Genomic DNA, 22,304 nt, shown 5'->3' with positions numbered 1-22,304 from the left:
CGGCGGAGCCCCGGCCCGGGCCGGGGCTCCGCCGGGCCGTCCGGCGCCGGCTCCCCACCGACCGATCCGCTGCCGTCGCATGACCCCCGCCCCCGGAGGGGAGAAGCACACGGTGGACGTGGAGTACCGGCGCCATGACGGCGTGTCGGCCAAGGGTGTCGCGGATGAGCTGATCGCGGTGTACGCCGAGGTGTACGGGGTGCCCCCGTACCTCGGTGATCCGTTCTTCTCGGTCCGGGCGTTCGGCGACCGGCTGTGCGCCGCGTTCGGCACGGCGGGGTTCGAGGTGGTGACCGCGTCACGCCGCGGGCGAATCGTCGGGTACGTCCACGGGGCCACCCTTCCGGAGGACCGGCAGTGGTGGGTGTCCCTCGGGGAGCGGCGGCCGGCGCCGCTGCGGCGGAGGGCCGAGGCGGGTGACGTCTTCTGGCTCCGCGAGCTGATGGTGCTGCCCGCGCACACCGGTGAGGGGCTCGGCCGCCGGCTCCACGACCTGGCCGTCGCCGGGCGGGCGGAGAGCGCCACGGTCCTGACCTGCGTCGTCGGCAACCAGCCCGCCCATGGCGCCTATCTGCGATGGGGCTATACGGTCATGGGGCGGATCAGGCACGCCCCCGAGTCACCCGTCTACGACGCCATGTACCGCTCCGCCGCGCCCTGACCGCGGGACCGCGCCCCGCCCGCCCCCGCCCGCCCTCGCGGGGCGCGGCGGGGGTCCGGCGGGGTCATGCGATCGTCGCGGCGTCGATCACGAAGCGGTAGCGGACGTCGCTGGACAGGACGCGCTCGTACGCGTCGTTGATCTCCTCGGCGCGGATCAGCTCGATGTCCGCGGTGATGCCGTGCTCGGCGCAGAAGTCCAGCATCTCCTGGGTCTCCGCGATGCCGCCGATCGCCGAGCCGGCGAGGCTCTTGCGGCCCAGCATCAGCGGGAACACGTTGAGGCTGACCGGCTCCTCCGGGGCGCCGACGTTCACCAGTGTCCCGCCCGTCCTCAGCAGGCCGACGTACGCGGTGAAGTCCAGGGACGCGGACACCGTGGAGATGATCAGGTCGAACGTCCCCGCCAGCTCCTCGAAGGTCTTCGGGTCGCCGGTGGCGTGGTAGTGGTCGGCGCCGAGCCGCAGCCCGTCGTCCTTCTTGCGCAGCGACTGCGACAGCACGGTCACCTCGGCGCCCATCGCGTGCGCGAGCTTGACGCCCATGTGGCCGAGCCCGCCCAGGCCGACGACGGCGACCTTGCTGCCGGGGCCCGCCTTCCAGTGCCGCAGCGGCGAGTACAGGGTGATGCCCGCGCACAGCAGCGGCGCCGCGGCGTCCAGCGGCAGGGCGTCGGGTATGCGGACGACGTAGTTCTCGTCCACGACGATGCGGCGGGAGTAGCCGCCGTAGGTGGGGTCGCCGTTCCTGTCCAGGCCGTTGTAGGTGGCGGTCGTGCCCTGGGCGCAGTACTGCTCCAGGCCCTGCCGGCAGTACTCGCACTCCCGGCACGAGTCCACGAGACAGCCCACGCCGACCCGGTCGCCGACGGCATGCCGGGTGACGCCGGGGCCGACCTCGGCGACGACGCCGGCGATCTCGTGGCCGGGCACCATCGGGAAGATGCCCGCGCCCCAGCCGTCGCGGGCCTGGTGGATGTCGGAGTGGCAGATCCCGGCGTAGTGGATGTCGATCAGGACGTCGAACTCGCCGACCGGGCGGCGCTCGATGGTGGTGCGCTCGAGCGGGGCCTTGGGGGCGGGAGCCGCGTAGGCGGCAACGGTGCTCATCCGGGCAGTCTCCTGGGAGTCCTCGGGGGAAGTTCCGCTCACCCGGCGGCGGACCGCCGCCACCGGGCACGCTCACCACCCTGCCGCGGCGGCGGGGAGCCACCCAGACCACCGCTTCGCGTACGACCGGTGTTCCTACCACTGGCGGGGTCAGGCTCCCCCGCGTACGACCGGAGATACTGGAACGCATGGACGAGGCCCCCGCGGATCCCGCCGCCGCCCAGCCCGCGCCGGAGCGCACGCTCGACCGGCGGGCCGAGCTGAGCGAGTTCCTGCGCAGCAGGCGGGCCCGGCTGAAGCCGGAGGACGTCGGGCTGCCGTACTACGGGCGGCACCGGCGGGTGCCGGGGCTGCGCCGCGAGGAGCTGGCCCAGCTCGCCGGGGTGTCGGTGGCGTACTACACGCGTCTGGAGCAGGGCAACGGGCGGAACGTGTCGGTGGAGGTGCTGGACGCGATCGCGCGGGCGCTGCGGCTGACGGACGCCGAGCGGCAGCACCTGGGCCACCTCGCCGGAGGCAGGTCCCACAAGAAGCGGTCCTCGTGCCGCACCCAGCAGGTCCGCCCCGCCCTGCGGCAGTTGCTCGAGGTGCTGGACGGCGTGCCCGCGTACATCGGCGGGCGGCGCACCGACATCCTCGCCTGGAACCGGACGGCGCTCGCCCTGTTCGGCGACTGGTCCGCCCTGCCGGCCAGGGAGCGCAACTGGGCGCGGCTGCTGTTCCTGCGCCCGGCCTTCCGCGACCGGTACGCCGAGTGGGAGTCCAAGGCCGCCGACGTGGTCAGCGTGCTGCGCATGGACGCGGGCTGCCACCCCGACGACCCGGAGCTGTCGGCGCTGGTGGGGGAGCTGTCGGTGAAGAGCGAGGAGTTCCGGCGGCTGTGGGCCGTCCACGACGTGAAGGAGAGGGGCCACGGGGTCAAGCGGCTGCGGCACCCGGTGGTGGGCGAGCTCACGCTCAGTTTCGAGATGTTCAGGCTGCCCGACGACCCGGAGCAGATGCTGGTGACGTACCACGCCGAGCCCGGTTCGGCGTCGGCGGAGTCGCTGCGGCTGCTGGCGAGCTGGGGCCCCGAGCCGGAGCCCGCCCGGGCCGGCGTGTGACGGCGGGCCGGCCGCGCCCGGGCGGGGCCGGCCGCTGCGCCACCGCGGGCGTCCCCTCCCGCACCGCCCCCGGCCGGCCCCGTCCCGGCCGGGGGCGGTGCGGTGTCCGCGGCCGTCAGCCCGCCTCGTAGGTGAAGGTGTAGGGGACGGCGGTCTCGCCGTGCCGGTAGGTGAAGCCGCCGGTGCCGCGCAGGCCGGTCAGGGCGCCGGTGGCGGAGCCGGGCACGACCTCGAAGGCGCAGTGCACGGTGCCGTCGGCCTCGAACCTGCCGCGCTCCTCCAGCACGAACGTGCCCTCCCGGCCGTCGAGGCGGCCCGCGAGCAGCTCCATGCCGGTGAAGGTGCCGGTCTTGTCCGTCAGATAGGCGATCGTGTACGCGCACGAGGTGGCCGGGGCCTCGATGCCGCCGGAGAAGCTGTTGACGACGCGGGCGCCCGCGAGCCTGGGGGCCGCCTCGGCCGGGCCGATCGTGTCCTCCTCCCAGTCGGCGAAGGTGAAGTGACCGGTGGTGGTGCGGGCTTCCGCCATGGCGCTGTCCTTCCGTCGGTGCGCACACCCCGCGGTGTGCGGTGTGCCGCCAGCCTGCCGCCCGTACCTGACACCTTCTGTCAGGTACCCCCCTCCGGTGGGCGCGGCGCGGGCCGCACAATGGCCGCCATGCGCGCCGACCGGCTCCTCGCCCTCCTGCTGCTGCTCCAGAACCGGGGGCGGATGACCGCACCGGAGCTCGCCGCCGAGCTGGAGGTCTCCGTGCGCACCGTCTACCGGGACGTGGAGGCCCTCGGCGCCGCCGGGGTTCCGGTCCTCGCCGAGCGGGGCCCCGCCGGGGGGTTCCGGCTGATGGAGGGGTACCGGACCAGGTTGACGGGGCTCACCGGCGCCGAGGCGGCGTCGCTGTTCCTCGCCGGCGCGCCGGGGCCCGCGCGGGAGCTGGGGCTCGGCGCGGTGCTGGCCACCGCGCAGCTCAAGCTCCAGGCCGCGCTGCCGGGGGAGCTGGCGGAGCGGGCCGGGCGGATCCGGGAGCGGTTCCACCTGGACGCCCCGGCGTGGTTCCGGGACGCCGACCCGGTGCCGCACCTGGCGGCCGTGGCCTCGGCCGTGTGGGAGCAGCGGGAGCTGCGGGTGCACTACCGGCGGTGGCGCGGCGAGGTGCGGCGGCGGCTGCGGCCGCTCGGCGTCGTCCTCAAGGGCGGCATCTGGTACCTGGTGGCGGCGGTGGACGACAGCGTGCGCACGTACCGCATCTCGCGGTTCGTCGCGGTGGAGGAGACCGGGGAGGGCTTCGCCCGGCCGGACGGGTTCGACCTGGCCGCCCACTGGGAGCGGTCGTCGCGGCGGCTGGAGGAGGCCCGCTACCAGGAGGTGGCGGAGCTGCGGCTCTCCCCGCGCGGGCTGCGGCTGCTGCCCATGATGTTCGGCGCGGCCGGGACCCGGGCGGCGCAGGCCGCAGGGCCGCCGGACGCCGCGGGGTGGGTGCGGGTGGAGCTGCCGGTGGAGACCACGGCCGTGGCCGTCGGGGACCTGCTGCGGCTCGGCGCCGAGGCGGAGGTGCTCGGCCCGCCCGGGCTGCGGGAGGCGGTGGCCGACGAGGTGGGCGTGCTGGCCGAGCGCTACCGGGCGGCGCCGCCGTGACACCCGCCCGGGTCAGCCGGAGGCGCCTTCCGGGTCCCGCGGGGCGCCGTCGCCGACGGGCGGCAGGTCGCCGCGCTCCACGGGCCGCCCGCCCGCGCCGCCCCCGCCGTCCTCGGGCAGCAGCTCGTCCGGCTCGCGCCCGTCCGCGCGGTGGGCCTGCCGCGCGGCCCGGCGCAGGGTGGCGCGGTCCACCGAGTCCCCGTCCGCGGTCAGCCGCAGCACGGCCCCCTCCACCTGCCGGGCGTACTGCCGGGACGTCCCCCCGCTGCGGTACCACATCCCGCCGTCCCGCTCGCAGCGGACCTGTCCCCCGGCGGCGTCGCCGAAGGCGCCCTCGGCGCAGCTCGCCCCGGCCTCCGGCTCGGCCCGGTCGGAGCCGGTGCCGCAGGCGGTGGCGGCGCCGGCCGCCGGGTGCGGGTCATACGGGCATCCTGTCGTACGGGTGTACGGATGTGCCGGGAGGGGGCGGGATCCCCCGGTGGGAGACGGGCCGCCCCCTCCCGGTCGCCGGGCGCGGCTACATCCGCGGGTGGCTGCGGTCGGTGCGGATGTCGAACGGCAGCCACAGCACGGGGCTGCGGCCCGCGGGCACGGTGCCGCCGTGCAGGGTGCCGAGCTCCGCCGGGGTGAGCGCCTCGCGGAACAGGCGGACCTCGTCCAGCGCGCCGGTCAGCGGCTCGCCGCCGTCCGGCCGCGAGCCGAGCCGCAGGCCCTGCGCGGCGAAGGTGTCGGCGGCCGTGAGCGCCCCGGGCGGCAGGGCGGCGCGGCCCACCTCCACGGCGTCCACGTACAGCAGCAGGGTGCCGCCGCTGCGCACCAGCGCCAGCTCGTGCCAGGCGCCGTCGCCGAACGCCGTCGAGGCGCCGGTGTCCCGGCCGGTGATCCGCACCTCGGCGGTCGCCGTCCGGACCGACCCGTACAGGCGGTCGCCGCCGGGCTGGGCGCGCAGCCACAGCTCGCGGGCGCCGCCGCCCTGGCCGTACCCCCACACCAGCACCCGGTCGGGGGAGGACGCGGTGGCCTGGTGGCGGAACCAGGTGGTGAGGGTGAAGTCGGACGACTCCGGCGCCAGCGAGGCGTTGCGCGGCACCAGGACGCCGCCGCCCGAGCCGCCGTCCAGCGTCAGCGCGCCGCCCGCGGGCCCGGCGCCGGGCACCACCTCGGCGCCGCCCAGCACATACGCGTGGTTGCAGCGCGCCGAGCGGTCCGGGGTGGCGGGCGTGGTCTCCGGCTGGAGGCGGGTGGCGGGCAGCGCGTAGGTGTACTTGCCGTCCAGGCTGTAGCGGACGTCGATGCTCTGGCCCGAGCCGAGGCCCCCGCCCGCGTGGACGGTGTCCAGCGCGGCCTGGTCCAGCGCCCGCCGGTACAGCCGGAACTCGTCCACCGCGCCGGTCAGCACCCGGGCGCCGTCGATCCGGGAGCCGACGCGCAGCCCCCGGATGCCGTCGGCGCGGGCCGCGGTCAGCGAGCCGGTCAGGCCCGCGGCGGTGTCGGTCAGGCCCGCGGAGTTGTCCACCACCAGCTTCACCTGGCCGCCCTGGCGGCGCAGGACGAGCTGGTGCCAGTCGCCGTCGCCGAAGCCCGCGGCCGAGGTCGGGTCGGGCACCTCCAGGTACGCCGACCCCGTGTCCGTCTGCACCCACGCGGCCAGACGGTCCTCGGCGGGCTGGACCTGCACCCAGAGCTGCGGCGCGCTGTTCATGCCGAACGCCCACAGCAGGGCCTGCGCATCGGTGGTGGCGCCGCCCCGGTAGGAGAACCACAGCGAGGCGGTGAAGTCGCCCGCGCCCAGGTCCAGGGCCTCGGTGAGCGGCGCCTCCAGGCCCGGGTGGGCGGAGTCCACCTGGAACGCGCCGCCGCGCGGCGAGGCCACCGCGTCGCGGCGCGGGCCGAGCAGACGGGCGTCGGTGCAGTGGCCGGACTCGTCGTCCACGCCCGCGAGGGTGGTGCGGGCGGGCGCCACGGCGCCGTCCACCACCTGGAACGGCAGCCGGGCCACCGGCGCCGGGCCGGCCGCGCCGCCGAGCGGGGCGCCGGAGGACGCCGGGTCGGCCAGGGCGGTGACCTGGGCGGCCGTCAGGGCGGCGCGGTACACCCGGAACTCGTCCAGGTCGCCGGTGAACGGCTCGGTGCCCGAGGACGCGGGCTTGGCGCCCAGGCGGATCCCGGAGGCGCCGAGCGCCGGGTGGTCGGTGACGGGTCCCGCGACGCCGGTGCCGGTCGCGGTGCGCGTCCCGTCCACGGTCACCGTCACCCTCGCGCCGGAGCGGGTCAGCGCGACGTGGTGCCAGGCGCCGTCGCCGAACGCCGCGGAGGCGGACGGGTCGGGCACGGAGACGTAGGCCGCGCCGTCGGTGCCGGCGACGCCCGCGTACACGTCGTCGCTGCCGGGCCGGGCGCGCAGCCACACCTGCGGCTTGTCCGCGCCGTACCCGTACGCCCACAGCAGCACCCGGTCCGCGGTGGCCGAGGTGGCGGTGTGGCGGAACCACAGGCTGTAGGTGACGTCGCCGGCGCCCGGGCGCAGCGAGCGGCTGTAGGGCAGGTCGGCGTACGCGGTGCCGGTCAGGGCGAGGGAGGAGTCCGTCGCGCCGGAGAGCCGGCCGGTGCCGAGCGCGGCGCCGCCCGCCAGATAGGCGTCGTTGGCCTCGCGGGTGGCGTCCGGGGTGGTCGGGCCCGGCGCGGGGGACGGCTGGACGCTGCCCGCGGGGCGCGGAGCGATGCCGCAGGGGTTGCCGAGCTCGGACTCGGCGAAGCGGGTGAAGCGGATCTCGTCGGCGGAGTAGCCGCCGGGCGGCCCGCCCTCGTACAGCAGGCCGATCTCGTTGCTCTGGAGCAGCGCGAGGTCGGAGTAGCTGCCGCGGCCCGCGCTGACCAGCTTCCCGCCGCTCTGCCACGCGCCCGTGCCGCACTTGGAGTACAGGGTGAGGTCGCTGCGGCTGGTCTGGGCGGGGGCGGCGAGCAGCAGGTGCTCCTTGCCGTCCGCGGCGCGCGAGCGCAGCCGCAGCAGCGAGCCCTGCACGGTGGCCGCCGACGGGATGGCGGCGTCCCGGAAGGCGGGAACGGACGGCACCGCGTCACCGGACGGGGTGACGGACGTGGCCGACACCCGGCGGGTGCCCGCGTCATTGCGGGCCACCAGGTGCACGTTGCCGCCGTCGGACTCGGCGACGGCGACCTCGCTCGGCTCGGCCGGGGCGGAACCCGAGTCGGAGTCCACCGCCGTGGCGGCCCGCCAGGTGCCCGAGCCGTCGGGCGCCGGGTCCAGGTAGAGGTAGCCCGCATAGGTGCCGCCCGCCCGCTGCACCTGGTGGGCGCCGACGACGAGCCGCCCCGCGTGCGGGCCCTCGGTGAGCTGCACGCCGTGCCCCGGGCCCGTGGCGAACCAGTTGTCGCCGATCCCGCCCGGCGCCGGGCTCACCTCGAGCCGCACCGGGTCGCTCCAGGTCAGGCCGTCGTCGGTGCTGTGCTGCACCCAGGGGACACGGGGGTAGGACGCGGTGGCCGGGTTGGACGTCGTCAGCAGGTGGACGCGCCCGCTGTCCAGGTCCACGACCGGGGCCGGGTTGCTGCGGGTGACCGGCGCGCCCGCGGCGGCGGGCCGGCTGGTGCCCGGGGCGGTGGCCCCGGCGGGGATCACCTCGATCGGGCTCCAGGTGCGGCCGTCGTTGGTGGAGCGGCGCACCACGATGTCGATGTCCCCGCGGTCGCCGCAGGACGGCGCCTTGCGGCCCTCGGCGAACGCCAGCAGGGAGCCGGCGCGGGTGCGGACCAGGGCGGGGATGCGGAAGCAGCCGTAGCCGCCGGTGCCCGCGGTGAACAGGGCCTGCTGGTGCCCGACGGCGGAGTCGGTGGCGGACGGCGGGACGCCGCTCGCGCCCGCGGGCGGGGCGGCGCCGAGCGAGGCGGCCAGGGTCGCGAGCAGGGTGGCCAGCAGGGCCGGCGCGGCGAGGGCCCCCGGGGGCCCGCCGCCCCGGCGGCCCGGCCGGCGGAACGATCTCGGAATCATGGCGCGAACATAGGTGCGAAACCCGTGCGGGGGGCGTCTGTTCACCGAGCGTTCCGCTGATCGTCAGGGGCGGTCCGTACCTGATGGCGGGCCACCGGCGGGGTGGCGCTCCCACCGCCGGTGACCCGCGTCACGGCCACCCCGCCCGTCACCCGCGGCGGACGGGGTGGCTGCTCGGTGCGGCCCGAAGGCCGATCAGCAACTGTTGTCGCGGCTGTTGTTGTAGGTGATGTTGCGAATGGTGATGCGGACGCCGCAGGGGCTCTCGTTGATCGCCGTGTTGGTCAGGGTGAGGTTCTGGAGGACGATGTCGGAGGTGTTGGCGAACTCCGAGCGGGCGGCGATCCGGATGTCACCGGGGCCCGAGACGCTGCCGCTCTGGCCGGCGATCGTGACGTTGTAGCAGTTCTCGATCAGGATCGCGTTGTTGCCGGTGTTGGCGATGTTCACCCGGTCGATGACCGCGCCGCCGCTCTCCGACACGCAGAACACCCCGCGCCCGCCGCCGCGCGCGATCACCTCGCCGACGCGGATGTTGACGGGGTAGGAGTTGTTGATCCGGCCGTTGCGGTTGGCCATGCGGAACGCCGCGTAGCCGGTGCCGGTGCCCGCGTTCTCGGCGTCCACCTTGGTCACGGTGGCGTTGATGGTGTCGTTGAACAGCAGACCGGACTCGCCGACGTTGCGGGCGGTGACGGTGCCGATGGTGATGCCGTCCACGCCGTAGGTCTCCACCGCGTGGCTGCGGGAGCCGGAGACGTACACGTTGTCGATGCGGATGTTGCGCGAGCGCACCGAGGTGTCGCCGCGGTTGTCGATGCGCACGCCGAGGCCGCCGGACAGGCGCATGTCGATCTGCCCGAGCACCACGTTCTGCACGTTGCGCATGAAGATCCCGTACAGCGGGGCGCCGGTGAGCCTGAGGTTCTGCACCTCGATGTCGCGGGTGCCCCGGGAGTACACCGGCGCCTGGTCGCCGGTGCCCGAGCCGGTGACGTTGATGGTGCCGCAGACGTCGAGGACGGTGTAGCTCGGCAGCGAGATGCGCGAGCCCGCGCTCATGGTGCCGGAGCCGCGGACGACCACGCGCTCCTTGTATGTGCGGCCCGAGGTGAGGCTGTTGACGGCGGCCTGGATCGCGGCGCGCATGTCGGTGCCGGTGTAGACGGTGCTGCCGCCGCGGCGGGCGGTCCAGTTGCTTCCGCTCTGCACGGCCTCGGCCTGGTACGACCCGTCGCCGCAGGCCAGCGCGCGCACCGGGGCCTCGGGCGCGGCCGGGGCCTGCGCCGCGGCCGGGGCGCGCTCGGCACCGGTGGCCTGGGCGGGCGCGGTGAGCATGGCGGCGGAGGTGACCAGCGCGGCGAGACCGGCGACGGCCAGGGTGGCCCGGGACCTGATGGGTGTTGCGGCTCTGCTTCCCATCTTCGCTCCTGTGTGGGGGGTGGGCCCACCGCGCACCGCCTGGGGCCGTCGCGCGCCGGTCGGCGGACCGATCCTTTTGAATCGATTCATCGACGGGCGTGCCGCGTCCTCGGCCCGGGCGGTGGCGCGAGGAGTTGTGGCGTGGGGACAGACGTTGCGCAGTAAGCGCTTACTTCCGCTGCACGAGTGTGGCAACGCCGAACCGGAGCGTCAAGGTCCACCGCACGACCTCTTGAAGCGGAAGGGGCACGGCACGGGCCGCACCGGGCGGGACGCGCTTGGCGGGGTGGGCCTGGCGGGGGTGGCGGGGCTGTTCCGCGGGGCGGGGGAGGACGGGGCCGGGGCCGCGGTCGGGCCGGGGGAGGGGACCGGGTTCGGCCTGAGCGGCCGGGATTGGATCAACGACCGGACGGCCGGACCCGACCGGGCCGGAACGGAAGCCACCCCGGCGCGGCGCCTGCGGAGACCCACCGGAACCGCGAGATCGCCGACGACGGGGCGGCCGAGGGCCGGAGCGACAGCCGGAGGGCGGCCACCAGGGCCGCGAAGGCCGCGCACACCGTCCCGATATCCCCGGGAGCGGCCCGGGAGCGGCGAATCGCCCCCGAGCCCCACCCCCGCGGCCGAGGGGGCAGGGGGGCGGGGTCAGTACTCGTCCACGATCCTGCCGTCCGGGATCCGGAAGCACGCCGAGAGGAGGTCCACGAAGATCTTCGAGCGGGGGGCGTCCGGTTCGGGGTGGGGGGTCCCGTCGAGGAGGCGGATCTTGACCGAGAAGGGCGCCGTGGTGCAGTCGGCGATCACGCCCATGGGCTGGGCGGCGCTCCGTTCCCTGCCGTAGGCGACGATCTTCCAGCCGTGGTCCGGCAGGACCCGCAGCAGCCGCACCATGGCCTCGCGCATCCGCTCCACCGGCGCGCCCGACAGGGCCCACGGGTGGTGGATGTGGTAGTACGTCTCCGGGTCGAGCCCGTCCAGCACGGCGACGCCGGGGCCGGGTTCGGTGACCCGGCCCCGGAGCGCGATGAGGTCGTACAGCCCGCTGGAGAGCGTCTGGGCCTCCTCGCGGGCCTCGGAGATCTCCCGCACCCGGGGGGTGTAGCCGAGCAGGCCGCTGATGTCGGTGTCGTTCATTTGGGATCGAGCTGCGGCTCACCCTCGTCGTTGTAGGCCGGTTCGGTGATCCTGTCGTACTGGCCGACGACCACGTGCGCCTGGTTCTGGAGGCTCTCCGACCCGTAGTTCCAGTAGTCGCTGTGCCCGATGGTGTCGGTCTCCATCTGCCGGGCGCCGAACTTGTCGTCGTCCGGCGTGACGAAGTCCATGCCGGACGACCAGCTCCACTCCCGGTGGCCCATGCCCGCCTGGCCGATGGTGGTCACCGGGTCCTTCCACGCCTCCTGGTTGAACACGTGCCCCGCGGGGACGTCCATGTCCGAGGCCCGGCCGACCAGCACGCCGGGGCTGCCCGCGAACACCACGTCGTCGGCGTTCAGGTCGCCCTCCTTGGCGGCGGCGCCGACCACCGTCGTGCCGTAGGAGTGGCCGATCACGGTGGTCTGGCCGCCCGCCCCCTGGTTGTTGGAGGCGTTCAGGCCGTCGACGAAGGTGTTCAGCGCGGGGGCGCCGTCGTACGCGTAGTGCTTGAACGGGGCGTCCTTGACGATGTCGTCCGGCGCGTCGTAGCCGAGCCAGGTGATGGTGGAGACGCTCTTGCCGTCCTCCGCCAGCGCGTTGCTGGTCCGCCACAGGTCGGTCATGCGGTTGATGTCGCCGCCGATCTTGCCGAGCTCGGAGGTGGTGCCGGGCACGTAGACCGCGGTGTGGTCGGCCGTGTCCGGGTTGCCGTTCGCGATGATCGCGCGGCCGTCCTTGTTCGCGTCGAAGCCCAGCACGTACGCCTCGGGCAGCCCGTCCCTGCCGGTGGCGTCGATGCGCTTCTGGATGGCGTCCATGCCCTTCACGGACGCCTCCAGGTGCGCCTTGCGGTCGCCGTACTTCTCGTTCCAGGCGATCCACTCGGCGCTCTTGGTGGCGTACGGGTAGCCGCCGGAACCCATCTTGTACTTGGCCGGCTCGGGCGGGATGCCGGCCAGTTGGTTGGCGTAGTCGGCGCGCGTCTCGGCGAGCACGGTGCGGTTCGCCTCGTCGCGGACGGCCGCGGGGAGGCCGTCCATGGCGCCGATGGTGGCCGGGAACAGCGTGGCGTAGTCGGCGCGCTCCTCCTCCGACAGGCGGGTCCACCACAGATAGTTGTCCATGGGGTCCTTGCCCTTGGGGATGTCGCTCGCCTTCATGTAGTCCCCGGCGTTCTGCACCAGGGAGCCCATGTCGTTCTTGACGTCCACCCAGTCGGAGTTGCTGACCTCCAGGTCGTTGTCGGCGACCAGGCGGCTGATGGTGCGCGAGTACCGGGTGTCGGCGTCGGTGGCCTCGTCCAGCGCGATGCCGATGCGGGAGGCGATGTCCTCGGCCTTGGCGCGCGTGGGGTCGCTGTCCTGGGGGGCGAGGATCGACGGCGGGCCGCCGGGCTGGACGCTCTGGTTGGGCAGCAGCGGCGTCTGCGGGCTCTTGGACACGTAGTGCACCGAGCCGTCGTCCTTGACGGTCATCTTCTCCGCCTCGGCGTCCGCCACCGCGTCGTTGAGCTTCTTCTGCGCGGCCGCCAGCTCCGACGCCAGGCCGTTGAGCGCGGTGCGCAGCAGGCCGGTCTCCACCTGGATGTAGTGGTAGTTGCGGGCCAGGCGCCGCAGCCGCTCCACGGCGGCGCTGCTGCCCTCGCCCTCCAGCTTCTCCTGGAGCTTGGCGATGATCTCGTTCTCGACCTTGTCCTTGGCCGAGCCGGCCGCGGTGCTGATCTTGTGCCAGCCGTCGGCGGCGTCCTCGAACTCGGAGACCTTCAGCTTGCGGAGCTGGGAGAAGTTCATCAGCCGTGGCCCCTCTCACCCGCGTGAGGGCCCTGGACGGGCTGGGTCTTCTGCTCCTTGAACGCGGCCTTGATGCCCTGCTCGGTCTGGTAGAAGGCGTCGGACGTCTTTCGGCACTTGTCCTGGAGCTCGGCGCACTCGCGGGCGACGAGGTTGAGCTTGCGCTTCCACGAGCCGGTGACCGAGGCCAGGGCCACGGCGCTGGCCAGCCCCTCGCCGCCCGCCTCGCCCTTGCCGGCGCCCTCCTGCTTGGTGTCGAACTGGCCCTCGGCGGTCTTCATCTGGGTCGCCACCGAGCCGATCCCGGTGGCCGCGCCGGTCCACGCCTCCTTGGACCAGGTCACCCTGCCGTTCGCGCCCCTGCCGTCCATGCCCGGCTCGCGGGAACTGGCCAGTTGCATGCTGACCGCGGCGTCCTGCTTGATCGCGGCCCACTCCGCATCGAACGTCACACCGAACCCCCGTTTGGCCAGTACGCGTCGGCAACGCCTTGCAGCGGCGAAAGTAGCAGGGGAAGGGGTGGCCGTACATGAGTACCCCTACCTACGTCTGTCCAGAGGGCATCGAGCCAAATGGCGGAGGGCGGGCGGAGGGCGCGCGCGGGGCGGCTCCGCGCGGGCGGGGCGGGCCGCCCGCCCCGTCCCGCCCGCCCCGTGCGCGCCGCGCGGGCCGCGCCGGGTCGGCGCCCCGCCGGTTCAGCGCCCCTCGGTCCCGACCCGGTCCGCGTCGGTGACCGGATCCAGGTAGGTGACGTAGCCGATCACCGCGGGGAGGCGCACGTCGAGGTCCTCCACCGGCTCGGTGAGCGTCCGCTCCACGCCCAGGACCTGGCCGGTGACGGGGGAGACGACGAAGGTGTAGCGCTTCTTGCCGCCCTCCCCCGGGCGGGTGGCGGAGAACGCCTCACCCGCCCGGCCCGCCCGGTCGGTGACCTCGCCGTCGTACCGCAGGCCGGGGATGCCGCCGATCACGTCCAGCAGCGCCGCCCGCTGCGCCGGGCCCGGATACTGCCGGCCGAGCAGCATGGCGACGCACTCCTCGACCACGTGCGGGTCCCTCAGGTCCCCGCCGCCGTGCGCGGCGCGCAGCCACGACGTGAACGCCTCGCCGCCGGCCGGGGGGCGCTGCGCGAACGGGTCGGCGGCGAGCTGGGCGGCCGTGAGCCGGTGCGTCGTCGTCCCGCCGGGTGAACGCCGCACCCTCTCGACGGCGGAGCCGTCCCGCTGCGGCGCGAACTCCACCTCCTCGGTCACCGGCCGGGACTCGGGCGGGCCGCCGTCGGCGGTGGCGGTCTCCGCCAGGGTCCACCGCTGCTGGAGCAGCCGCGGCTGCGGGTCCGCCGGCTGCGTGCCGGCCGGTCCCGCCGCGCTGCGCCGCTTGATCTCGCGCAGCACCTCGGCCGCCGGGCGGTCCCCGCCGGACGCGGCGGCGCTCAGCGGCTCCGGCACGGCAACCCCGGGGCTCCCCCCGGGGCCGGAGAGGGACGAGACGGCGACGACGGCGGCGGCGACCGCGGCCACCGCGGCGGCCGTCAGCGCGGGCACCAGCCGTCCGCGCCGTCGCTCCGGCCCCGCGGCCGCGGCCGGGGACGCCATGATCGCCTCCAGGTCGGCCTCGGCCCGCCGCCGGTCCGCGACCGCGCCGGCCGCCGGGTCGCCGTCCGCCATCAGGGCCCTGATCTCCCGTGTCACACGCATGCCGCCGCCTCCATCTCCCCCGCCTCGCGGCGGCTGTCGTTCCCGTGGTGTCCCAGCTCCTCGAGGGCGCCGCGCAGCCGCCGGCGCGCCCGGTACAGGCGCACCGAGCACGCGGCGGTGGTGCAGCCCAGCGCCCGCGCCGCCTCGCCGACGGTCAGGCCCTCCCAGCCGATCAGGGCCAGCAGCTCCCGGTCGCCGGGCCCCAGCGACTGCCATGCCTGGCGGATCACCGAGCCGCTGGTGACCTGGTCGCCGACGTCGCGCAGCTCGGTGGTGCGCGGGATGCGGGCGAGCAGCCGGTCGGCCCGCTGCCGCCCGCGGGCGTGGTTGGCGACCACGTTCCTGGCCACGCCGTACAGCCACGGCAGGGGTTGTCGCGGAACGTCGGCCATCCTGCGCCACGCCGTGGTGAACACCTCGGCGGCCACGTCCGGCGCGGCGTCGGCGCCCACCCGGCGCCACGCGTACCGCAGCACGGCGTCGTAGTGCCGGGTGTACATCTCCCGGAACTCATCCGGAGTCTCCATCGGGATCCCTTCGTCTCGTTCTCCCACCCCTTGTGTGTCCGCCGGCCGCGGGGTCTTACGGGGCGCCCGGGCTGTGCGCGCCCCGCGACCGGCGGGACGCGTGGTCCGGGGACGGCACGGCGCGGCCCGCCCCGCGGTCGTCGCGGGGCGGGCCGCCGTGGTACCGGGTTCAGCGGGTGCGGTAGGCGTCGATGACGGTCTGGGTGGTGGTGTTGCCCTGCTTGTCGGAGACCTCGGCCAGGAAGGAGACGGTGCCTCCGGCCGCGGGGTTGCGCACGGTGACGCGGCCGTCCCTGACCGGGGTGCGGTGCCAGGTCTTCCCGCTGTCGTGCGAGACGGAGACGGTGAGCGCGCCGAGGTTGCCGCCGGCGGCCGACCCCTGCACGGCGACGGGCACCTTGACGGTCCGCCCGGCCGGTGCGGTGCTGTCCAGGGCCAGCGCGGGGGTGAAGCGGACGGCCGAGGCGGGGATCGCCACCTGGTCCCACGGGTCCCCGCTCCGGGGCGCCTCGAAGGCGAAGGTGTGGGCGACGGTGATCCGCGTGCTCACCGAGGCGGCGGGCGCGCTCCTGCTCACCGTGGTGACCAGCTTGTAGTCCGCCTTCTCCGGCGGCACGTCGAACCCGATGTCCTCGAAGGGCTCGTCGGCCGTGGCGTACTCCTCGCCGTTGCGGTACAGCGTGCTGCTCGCGCTGTCGTGGACGCTGGTCCCGCGGTGTCCGCCGCCGTCGGTGAACAGGTTGAGGGGCCCGTAGATCGTGCCGCGGAACCAGAACGGGCCGCCCCCCTCGGGCACACTCGGGCCGAACACGCCGGTGTTGAACGTCTGGTGGTACCGCTCGCCGGCCTCGTGGGTCACCCAGCGCTCCCACTGCCCCGCCTGGGCGTACTCCTGGGAGTCGAGCTGCCAGAACTCGTGCGTCCACTCCCCGGCGTCCGCCCGGACGTACACCTCGGTGGTGCGCGGCAGCGCGTGCGGCCGGGCCGCGGCGAACTGCATCATCCTTCCCGCGGTGGAGTGGACGAACGTGGCGCCGGTGGAGCCGGGCACGGAGGCCCCCTCGCTCCGGGTGATGCGGGCCAGGTCCGCCCACCCGGTGTGGTGCTTCAGCCCGTGGAAGAACGCGCCCTTTTGCTCGTGCGCCGCGTGGTACTCGCGTCCGGCGCGCTCCCAGGTGGCGCCGGCGTAGGCGTCCTCGAGGGCGTAGCCGTCCGGGACCGACCCGAGCTGCGCGGTGCGGACGCCGTCCGGCAGGCGGGGGGTCAGCCAGTGGTAGCCGACGCCCCAGAGCGTCTCGGCGTTGCCCATGGCGTAGGCCACGACCTGCTGGGCCAGTTCCGCCTTCCCGTCCGCGACGGTCATGTCGATCTCGGCCGCGTCGGCGGCCTCCACGGTCACCGTGGTGTCCTCGGTCAGCGACACCTGCGGGGTGAGGAGCCAGTCGAGGCCGGTCGCCGAGGTGTGGTCGGCGCCGCCGTGGAAGACCGTGGTGTCCACCAGGTACGTGCCCCTGGGCAGCCGCACCGAGACGGCGCCCTCGCCGTCGCCGTACAGGTGGGCCTGCCTGCTCCGCCCGGTGTTGTACAGCCTGTGCACATGGGCCAGCCAGTACGGCGCGGGCCTCCCGTCGCGGCCCTTCGCCTCGACGGTGAGCGTGACCAGCTCCTCCTCGCGGTGCACCACGCCCGCGGTGCGCACGGTCTGCCCGTCGCCGGCCGCGGTGACGTACACGCCGTACTCGCCGTGCACGTCGCCGCCGGCGCGGGTGTCGGCGGTGACCCGGACGGTCGCGGTGCCGCCCGCCGGGACGGTGACCTCGGGGACGCTCACGGAGAACATCCCCTCGGGGGCCGCGCCGCCCTTCGGGTCCACGCCCCGCGCGGACAGCTTCAGGGTGACGTCCTCCCCGCCCAGGTTGCGGTAGGTGACGTCCCGGCCGACCGGCTCGTCGTCGTGGTGCGGGAACGCCGTGCTGCCGAAGTCCAGCGCACCGGTCTCGGCGACGACGGTCCGGCCGATCGCGGCGCCCACGTCGATGCGGCCGGTGCCCTGCTGCCGCACCCCGTAGCCCTCGCCCGGCACGGCGGAGGAGGTGAGCGCGGCCTTGATCCGCTCGCCGGTCCAGTCCGGGTGCCGCTGCTTGAGCAGGGCCGCCGCGCCCGCGACGTGCGGGGTGGCCATGGAGGTGCCGGTAGCGGCGACGTAACCGTCGGCGACCGGCTCACCGGTCTTCTCGGCGGTGCTGCCCGGGGCCGCCGCCGCGCCGATCTCCACGCCGGGCGCGGTCACGTCGGGCTTGATCGTCCGGTCGTCGGCGTCGCCGCTGCCGGAGAACTCGGCCAGCACGTCGGACTTGTCCACGGCGCCCACGGTCAGCGCGGACTCGGCGGTGCCGGGCGTGCCGACGGCCGCCGACCCATCGTTGCCCGACGCCACCACGAACAGCGTGTCCGACTCGGCGGACAGCGCGTCCAGGGCGTCCGCCACGGGGTCCACGTACGACGGGTAGGAGCCCAGGCTCATGTTGACGACGTCGGCGCCCTGGACGACGGCCCACTGCATGCCCTGGATGATCCACGACTCGCGGCCCGAGCCGCGGTCGTCGAGCACCTTGCCGTTCAGCAGCTCGGCGCGCGGCGCCACGCCCGTGTACTTCCCGCCCGACTTGGCGCCCGTGCCCGCGGCGATGGACGCCACGTGCGTGCCGTGGCCGCGGCGGTCCCCGGTGTCCGGGGCGTGGGAGAAGTTCCTCCTGGCCGTGACCTTCCCGGCCAGGTCGGGGTGCTCCTCGCTGATGCCGGTGTCCAGGACGGCGATCCGCACGCCCGCGCCGTCGTACCCGGCCTCCCACGCCTCGGGGGCGCCGACCTGCGGCACGCTGCGGTCCAGGGCCTGGGTGACCACCGCGTCCAGGGCGACGGACGTCACCCCGGGCGCGGCCCGCGTCGCGGCGGAGGCGCCCGCCGGTTCGGTCAGGGCCTGCCAGACGCCCGCGGCCGCGCCGGGGGAGACGGTGACGGCCTCGCCGCCGATCGCCTCCAGCGGGGTGCCGGCGCCCGCGGCCCGGCGCAGCCCGGCCCTCGCGTCGCCGCCGCGCCGGCCCTCGCCGTAGGTGACGATCAGCCCGAGGCCCGCCTTGCCCGCGTACTCCTCGCGGGAGAGCTCGGTGATGTCGAAGAGCCGCGGGTCCACGACCCCCTTCTCGAGCAGCGGGGCCACGTCCTGCGGCAGCAGCCGCACATGGCCGCCGACCTCGGAGACCTGGACGGGGATGTCCTCGCGGCCCGGTGCCGGTATCAGCCCCACGGGCCGCCCCCGCTCGTCCACGGTGACCCGGTCGCCGGTGACCAGCGTGAGCATCCGGCCCCGCGCGCCGTCCCGCTCGGGGGCCCGGTCCGCGGCGCCCGGGGCGGTGGGCTGCTGGGCGCCGACCGGGGTGACCGGGCCGAGCGCCAGCGCGGCGGTCAGGGCGGCGCAGGCGGCCGCCGCGGCGTGCCGTCTCCTGCCATGGCGCAACTGTCGTGCTGTCAACTGTCCATCCTCGCGGGCGGTCCGGTGCCGCACCGGATGGTGCGGCACTGCTTCGTGTCCGCCACGGCGGGGATTCTTACCGCCGGGAGGCGGCGAATCGGCGGGGCCCGCGAGGAACGGGGCGGCGGGGCGGCGTGGGCGCCATGGGAGTGGCGCGGGGACGACCGCCGCGTGCCTGCCGCGCCGTCACCCGGCTTCGGCATTCAGCCGTAAAGCGCCGACCGGTGTCACGGATTTCCGTACTCCGTAATTCCGGGGGCACCCCGATTCCGTCCGCGTCCGGTCCGACGCCCCCAGGCCGCCCCGCCCCGCGCGGGATTCGGCGTACCCATTCCCTCCCCGGGAAAATGCGCCGGCACGCGGGGAACGCGGAATGCGCGGCCCGGCCCCACCGGAGCCGCGCCGCGCACCGCGGAGTCGGTCCCGCCGGCTACGGGATGTACACCACCGGGCTGTTGACCTGCGGGATCGACCCGCTCGGCGGGCTGTAACCCGCGGGGAAGACGATGTTCGCGACCGCGCCGGTCTGGTAGTTGCCCGAGCTGTAGGGGTACTCGGTGTCCGCCCCGCCCTGGAGCGACGAGTAGGTCGTGCGCGTCCGGTAGCTGACCAGGCTCCCGTTCTTGTACAGGCCCACGGTGACGTCGATCCGCTGCACGACGTTGGTGCACGACACGCTCGCCAGGCCCTCCACCCCGCCGCCGTAGGGCCCGCCGTAGTACCGGAACGGGTTGTGCACCGTCAGCGTGCAGTCGATCGCCTGGCCCGCCGCCACCTGGGGAGTCCGGACGACGTTGGCCCGGGCGGCGCCCGCGGTCACCTCGGCGCCCGCGGCCCCGGCCGGGATGGTGAACGTGTGCTGCGCCGCCACGGTCGGGGCCAGCCCGCCCGCGGTCGCGGGTGCGGCCTGGGCCGCGGGTCCCGCGGCCAGCCCCCCGCCGGCGGCCAGCGCGGCCACGGCCAGGGCCGCCAGCGGTCTGCGGACGGTCGGCGCGGTCCCTCGGTGTGCTGTCACGGGTGTCTCCTCGCTCGGTGGAAGGCGGTGGCCACGGACCTCTCCAGCAGGCGCCGCGGCCCCGCGCGTCAGCGGTGGGAGTGCGTCGTACCGACCGGGAAGGCGGAAATCGGACGGCGGTCGGACGGCTCTCGGACCGCTGTCGCGACCGGACGGAGCTGTGTGAAGTTCGTGTAAAGCATCGGGATAGAGATCGTGGGTCCGCCGTTTTTCATAACGGCGCCCTGTTCGGCGGGACTCATGCTCTGCCGCTTTCCGAGGCACCGTCAACCGCCTTTGGGCGATTGTCTCGAACGCGACGGTGGGCCCCGCGGGCCGCGGATCGCGGCGGCCGCGCGGAACGCTCCCCTCCACCCTTGTCCACCGATCGGTGGACAACGGGTTCAACCGGCCGAGGCTGCCGGCGCCGGTGCCCCGCCGACCAGCATCTGCGGTATGACGAATCTCCCTGTGCGCATGGCCCGGTGGAGCGCCGGGCACCCCTGGCGCGCGATCGCCGGCTGGTTCCTCTTCGTGGTGCTCTGCCTGGGCGCCGGCATCGCGGTCGGCGTGAATCCGGCGATGAGCGGCGACTTCCGCGTCGGCGAGGCCGGGCGGGCCGAGGCCATGGCCTCCGAGGGCGGGTTGCAGCGGCGGCCCGTGGAGCAGGTGCTGATCACCGCCGCGCCCGGGTCCGGGCGGGTGGACGCGGCCGCCCTTGACGCCGCGGCGGCGGACCTCACCGGGCGGATGGAGCGGCTCGACGAGGTGCGGTCGGTGGCCGATCCGGTGCGTTCGGCCGACGGCGCCGCGGTCCGGGTGGACGTCACCATGGAGGGCGACGAACGCGAGAGCAAGCAGCACGTGGACGCCCTGCTGGCGCAGACCGAGCAGGTGCAGCGGGCCCATCCGGGGCTGCGGCTGGAGGAGACCGGGACCGGCTCGATCGGCAAGGGCGTGGACGAGCTGCGCAGCGAGGACCTGTCGCGCACCGAGCTGATCGCGCTGCCGGTCACCCTGCTCACCCTGCTGATCGTCTTCCGCTCCTTCGCGATGGCCCTGGTGCCGCTGCTGCTGGCGCTGACCTCCATCGCCGGGGCCGTCGGCCTGTCGATGCTGGCCTCGCACGCCTTCCCCGACGCGGGCGTCGGCACCAACGTCATCCTGCTCATCGGCCTCGCGGTCGGAGTGGACTACACCCTGTTCCACCTCAAGCGGGAACGGGAGGAACGGGTCCGGCACGGCGGGCGACTGCCCGCGCGGGCGCTGGTGGAGCTGGCGGCGGCCACCTCGGGCCGGGCGGTCGTGCTCTCCGGGGTCGCGGTCGCCGCCTCCAGCGCCACGCTGTACCTGGTCGACGACGTCATCTTCTCCTCCATCGCCACCGGCGCGATCCTGGTCACCCTGGTCGCCGTGGCCAGCTCGCTGACCGTGCTGCCCGCCGTGCTGGCCGTCCTCGGCGCGCGTGCCGAACGCCGCGCCGCGCGCAAGGCCGCCCGCAAGGCCGCCCGCGCCGGAGGGCAGGGCGTGCCTGCGGCGCCGCGGCAGCCCGGCGGCGGCCGGATCACCGCCGCGCTGCTCCGCCCCGTGAGCCGCCGCCCCGGCGCGGCCCTCGCCGTCTCGGTGCTCGCCATGCTGGCGCTCGCCCTGCCGCTGCTCGGCATGAACCTCACCGAGATGGGCCGCGACACCCACCCCCGCGAGATCACCGCCATGCAGACCTGGGACCGGGTCAACGAGGCGTTCCCCGACCAGCAGGCCTGGCACGAGGTCGTGGTGCGCGCCGACGCCGACCGGGCGGACGAGGCCACCGGCGCCCTGCGCGACCTGGGCGAGCGCGCCCAGCGGGACCCGCGCCTGCACATCACCGGCGAGCCCGTGCTGCGCACCTCGCCCGACGGCCGGATCAGCGTGCTGGAGCTGCGCGTGCCGCACCAGGTGAACAGCGACGAGGCCACCGAGTCGCTGCGGCACCTGCGCGCGCACCTGGTGCCGCAGGCGGCGGACCGGGTCCCCGGCGCCGAGGCCGCGGTGTCCGGCGAGGTGGCGCGGTACGCCGACTACCCCGAGCACCAGAAGGACAAGCTGCCGCTGGTCGTCGCCTCCCTGCTGCTGGTGACCTTCGCCATGACGGTGTGGGGCTTCCGCTCGCTGGTCCTCGGCGTCGTCGGGGTGGTGCTCAACCTGCTGTCGGCGGCCGCCTCGCTCGGCGTGCTGGTGGCCGTCTTCCAGCACAGTTGGGCCGAGGGGCTGCTGGACTTCGAGTCCACCGGGTCCGTCGGGTCGCGGGTGCCGCTGTTCCTGTTCGTGATCCTGTTCGGCCTCTCGACGGACTACCAGGTGTTCGTCATCAGCCGGATCCGCGAGGCCGCCCTGAGCGGGATGCCCACCCGCCAGGCGGTGCTCGAGGGCATCCGCGGCTCGGCCGGGGTCGTCACCTCCGCCGCGGTGGTGATGGTGACGGTGTTCGCCAGCTTCGTGCCGCTGCACATCATGGAGATGAAGCAGATCGGCTTCAGCCTCGCGGTGGCGGTGCTGCTGGACGCGTTCGTCATCCGGATCGTGGTCCTGCCCGCGCTGATGCTGCTGCTCGGCGACGCCTCCTGGTGGCCCTCGCGCGGGGTGCGGCGGTCGCGGTCCGCCGGCGGCGACGTCCCCGACGCGCGGCCCGCGGCCCGCGTAGGCTGACCG

The 22,304-nt window shown here is 75.1% G+C and carries 16 protein-coding genes; 4 read left to right on the top strand and 12 right to left on the bottom strand.

Going from position 1 to position 22,304, the window contains the following annotated elements:
* Nucleotides 1–79: 79 nt before the first annotated feature.
* Nucleotides 80–661: a GNAT family N-acetyltransferase gene (locus tag ACYVO2_RS26535; protein WP_461010518.1), complete on the top strand. Its 582-nt coding sequence runs from the start codon at nt 80–82 to the stop codon at nt 659–661.
* A gap of 64 nt (nt 662–725) precedes the next feature.
* Here the strand turns inward: ACYVO2_RS26535 and ACYVO2_RS26530 are convergent, their stop codons facing one another.
* Nucleotides 726–1,769: an NAD(P)-dependent alcohol dehydrogenase gene (locus tag ACYVO2_RS26530; protein WP_461010517.1), complete on the bottom strand. Its 1,044-nt coding sequence runs from the start codon at nt 1,767–1,769 to the stop codon at nt 726–728.
* A 188-nt stretch (nt 1,770–1,957) separates the two neighbouring features.
* Here ACYVO2_RS26530 and ACYVO2_RS26525 point away from each other — a divergent pair, with 188 nt between their 5' ends.
* Nucleotides 1,958–2,872 (top strand): helix-turn-helix domain-containing protein, encoded by a 915-nt coding sequence (locus tag ACYVO2_RS26525; RefSeq protein ID WP_461010516.1) that lies wholly within the window; start codon nt 1,958–1,960, stop codon nt 2,870–2,872.
* A gap of 115 nt (nt 2,873–2,987) precedes the next feature.
* On the opposite strand, the gene ACYVO2_RS26520 is transcribed toward ACYVO2_RS26525, so the two are convergent.
* Nucleotides 2,988–3,401, bottom strand: a complete 414-nt coding sequence (locus ACYVO2_RS26520) for a DUF3224 domain-containing protein (RefSeq protein ID WP_461010515.1) — start codon at nt 3,399–3,401, stop codon at nt 2,988–2,990.
* Between the two features lie 129 nt (nt 3,402–3,530).
* On the opposite strand from ACYVO2_RS26520, the gene ACYVO2_RS26515 reads away from it, so the two are divergent.
* Nucleotides 3,531–4,505: a helix-turn-helix transcriptional regulator gene (locus tag ACYVO2_RS26515; RefSeq protein WP_461010514.1), complete on the top strand. Its 975-nt coding sequence runs from the start codon at nt 3,531–3,533 to the stop codon at nt 4,503–4,505.
* 12 nt (nt 4,506–4,517) lie between these two features.
* On the opposite strand, the gene ACYVO2_RS26510 is transcribed toward ACYVO2_RS26515, so the two are convergent.
* The 10 genes from ACYVO2_RS26510 to ACYVO2_RS26465 form a co-directional block, all read right to left on the bottom strand.
* The gene (locus tag ACYVO2_RS26510) at nt 4,518–4,784 is read right to left on the bottom strand and encodes a hypothetical protein (RefSeq protein ID WP_461010513.1); all 267 of its coding nucleotides are present in this window, start codon (nt 4,782–4,784) and stop codon (nt 4,518–4,520) included.
* 238 nt (nt 4,785–5,022) lie between these two features.
* On the bottom strand, nt 5,023–8,514 hold the full coding sequence (locus ACYVO2_RS26505) for a LamG-like jellyroll fold domain-containing protein (RefSeq protein ID WP_461010512.1): 3,492 nt from the start codon (nt 8,512–8,514) through the stop codon (nt 5,023–5,025).
* Nucleotides 8,515–8,709: 195 nt separating this feature from the next.
* Nucleotides 8,710–9,936 carry a right-handed parallel beta-helix repeat-containing protein gene (locus tag ACYVO2_RS26500; protein ID WP_461010511.1) on the bottom strand — a complete coding sequence of 409 codons (1,227 nt, stop codon included), beginning with the start codon at nt 9,934–9,936 and terminating at the stop codon, nt 8,710–8,712.
* Between the two features lie 645 nt (nt 9,937–10,581).
* Entirely contained in the window at nt 10,582–11,070 is a 489-nt protein-coding gene (locus ACYVO2_RS26495; protein ID WP_461010510.1) for a hypothetical protein, read from the bottom strand.
* Nucleotides 11,067–12,863, bottom strand: coding sequence for an alpha/beta hydrolase (locus ACYVO2_RS26490; protein WP_461010509.1), 1,797 nt, complete (start codon nt 12,861–12,863; stop codon nt 11,067–11,069). Before ACYVO2_RS26490 ends, ACYVO2_RS26495 begins: the two co-directional genes overlap by 4 nt.
* Nucleotides 12,863–13,315, bottom strand: coding sequence for a hypothetical protein (locus tag ACYVO2_RS26485; RefSeq protein ID WP_461010508.1), 453 nt, complete (start codon nt 13,313–13,315; stop codon nt 12,863–12,865). Before ACYVO2_RS26485 ends, ACYVO2_RS26490 begins: the two co-directional genes overlap by 1 nt.
* 243 nt (nt 13,316–13,558) lie before the next feature.
* The gene (locus ACYVO2_RS26480) at nt 13,559–14,560 is read right to left on the bottom strand and encodes a CU044_5270 family protein (RefSeq protein WP_461010507.1); all 1,002 of its coding nucleotides are present in this window, start codon (nt 14,558–14,560) and stop codon (nt 13,559–13,561) included.
* The gene (locus tag ACYVO2_RS26475) at nt 14,551–15,087 is read right to left on the bottom strand and encodes an RNA polymerase sigma factor (RefSeq protein WP_461010506.1); all 537 of its coding nucleotides are present in this window, start codon (nt 15,085–15,087) and stop codon (nt 14,551–14,553) included. Before ACYVO2_RS26475 ends, ACYVO2_RS26480 begins: the two co-directional genes overlap by 10 nt.
* A gap of 169 nt (nt 15,088–15,256) precedes the next feature.
* Nucleotides 15,257–18,619: a S8 family serine peptidase gene (locus ACYVO2_RS26470; protein WP_461010505.1), complete on the bottom strand. Its 3,363-nt coding sequence runs from the start codon at nt 18,617–18,619 to the stop codon at nt 15,257–15,259.
* A 430-nt stretch (nt 18,620–19,049) separates the two neighbouring features.
* Nucleotides 19,050–19,634 carry a hypothetical protein gene (locus ACYVO2_RS26465; RefSeq protein ID WP_461010504.1) on the bottom strand — a complete coding sequence of 195 codons (585 nt, stop codon included), beginning with the start codon at nt 19,632–19,634 and terminating at the stop codon, nt 19,050–19,052.
* Between the two features lie 435 nt (nt 19,635–20,069).
* Between ACYVO2_RS26465 and ACYVO2_RS26460 the strand changes: the two genes are divergently transcribed.
* A complete protein-coding gene (locus ACYVO2_RS26460) occupies nt 20,070–22,301 on the top strand; it encodes an MMPL family transporter (RefSeq protein ID WP_461010503.1) in 2,232 nt (743 codons plus the stop codon).
* Nucleotides 22,302–22,304: the final 3 nt, after the last annotated feature.

The organism is Streptomyces capparidis (assembly GCF_054782095.1).
Note: the sequence above shows the minus strand (reverse complement) of the source record. Positions and strands in the feature narration are given on the sequence as shown.

Bases quoted from the DNA above. Each gene is read 5' to 3' on its own strand.
- ACYVO2_RS26535 (WP_461010518.1), top strand. From the start codon at position 80: ATGACCCCCGCCCCCGGAGGGGAGAAGCACACGGTGGACGTGGAGTAC.
- ACYVO2_RS26530 (WP_461010517.1), bottom strand. From the start codon at position 1,769: ATGAGCACCGTTGCCGCCTACGCGGCTCCCGCCCCCAAGGCCCCGCTC.
- ACYVO2_RS26525 (WP_461010516.1), top strand. From the start codon at position 1,958: ATGGACGAGGCCCCCGCGGATCCCGCCGCCGCCCAGCCCGCGCCGGAG.
- ACYVO2_RS26520 (WP_461010515.1), bottom strand. From the start codon at position 3,401: ATGGCGGAAGCCCGCACCACCACCGGTCACTTCACCTTCGCCGACTGG.
- ACYVO2_RS26515 (WP_461010514.1), top strand. From the start codon at position 3,531: ATGCGCGCCGACCGGCTCCTCGCCCTCCTGCTGCTGCTCCAGAACCGG.
- ACYVO2_RS26510 (WP_461010513.1), bottom strand. From the start codon at position 4,784: ATGTGGTACCGCAGCGGGGGGACGTCCCGGCAGTACGCCCGGCAGGTG.
- ACYVO2_RS26505 (WP_461010512.1), bottom strand. From the start codon at position 8,514: ATGATTCCGAGATCGTTCCGCCGGCCGGGCCGCCGGGGCGGCGGGCCC.
- ACYVO2_RS26500 (WP_461010511.1), bottom strand. From the start codon at position 9,936: ATGGGAAGCAGAGCCGCAACACCCATCAGGTCCCGGGCCACCCTGGCC.
- ACYVO2_RS26495 (WP_461010510.1), bottom strand. From the start codon at position 11,070: ATGAACGACACCGACATCAGCGGCCTGCTCGGCTACACCCCCCGGGTG.
- ACYVO2_RS26490 (WP_461010509.1), bottom strand. From the start codon at position 12,863: ATGAACTTCTCCCAGCTCCGCAAGCTGAAGGTCTCCGAGTTCGAGGAC.
- ACYVO2_RS26480 (WP_461010507.1), bottom strand. From the start codon at position 14,560: ATGCGTGTGACACGGGAGATCAGGGCCCTGATGGCGGACGGCGACCCG.
- ACYVO2_RS26475 (WP_461010506.1), bottom strand. From the start codon at position 15,087: ATGGAGACTCCGGATGAGTTCCGGGAGATGTACACCCGGCACTACGAC.
- ACYVO2_RS26460 (WP_461010503.1), top strand. From the start codon at position 20,070: ATGACGAATCTCCCTGTGCGCATGGCCCGGTGGAGCGCCGGGCACCCC.